This is a genomic window from Undibacterium sp. TJN25, from assembly GCF_049339885.1.
Taxonomy (GTDB): Bacteria; Pseudomonadota; Gammaproteobacteria; order Burkholderiales; family Burkholderiaceae_D; genus Undibacterium.
Map to the genome: position 1 here is coordinate 1 of NZ_JBMPPM010000036.1, position 886 is coordinate 886.

Sequence of the window (886 nt, forward strand, 5' to 3'; positions counted from 1 at the left end):
ATCCTTGGCGGACACCTGCCATACCGCATCCCAGGCTCCGACATCCGACCAGCCCGCATCAAACGGCACCACGCAGCCGGCGATGCCCAGTTCGGTGGCCTTGGGCAGCTTTTCCATCACCGCATAATCGATCGAATCGGAAGGGCAGGCCAGGAAGGCCGTCTTGTCCACCCGCACAAAATCGCAATCGACCTTGGCCTGCTGCATTGCCTGGCTACAGGCGTCGAACATGGCCGGGTTAAAGTGCTGGATCGCCTTCAGCCAGACGCTGGCGCGCATCATGAAGATGCCGCTGTTCCACAGGTGGGCGCCGCCGGCCAGGTACTGCTGTGCCGTCTCCAGCGCCGGTTTCTCGACAAAGGCCTGCAAGGCCCGCACCGGCGAACCCGGCAAGGTATCGCCCACATGGATATAGCCATAGCCGGTCTCCGGCCGGTCCGGCACGATGCCGAAGGTCACCATCGCGCCGTCTACTGCCTGCGGCAAGCCCTGCTGGATCGCCCGGTGAAAGCCCTCTGCATCCGCAATCACATGGTCGGCCGGCATCACCAGCAATACCGCATCCTCCTGCTTGGACGTGGCCGCCAGGGCTGCCAAGGTCAATGCCGGGGCGGTGTTCCTGCCGGTGGGCTCCAATAGCAGCGTGGACGCGGCAAAGCCGACGGCCCGCAATTGCTCGGCAGTAATAAAGCGATATTCTTCATTGCACACCACAATCATGTCGGGGGCGACCGGCAGATCGCCGGTAAACTGATGCATGCGGGTGGCAGTGGCTTGCAGCATTGTTTCTTCGCCGACTAGCGCCAGCAGCTGCTTTGGATGCTTTTCCCGGGACAGGGGCCACAGGCGCGTGCCGGAACCGCCCGATAAAATCACTGCTTGGAGT

Annotated in this window: 1 protein-coding gene; it reads right to left on the reverse strand. The window is 62.6% G+C overall.

Annotated features, from left to right (window positions below):
* Positions 1-886 (reverse strand): mannose-1-phosphate guanylyltransferase (locus tag ACO0LO_RS28990; RefSeq protein WP_422970016.1); only part of this gene is annotated, 886 nt, incomplete at both ends.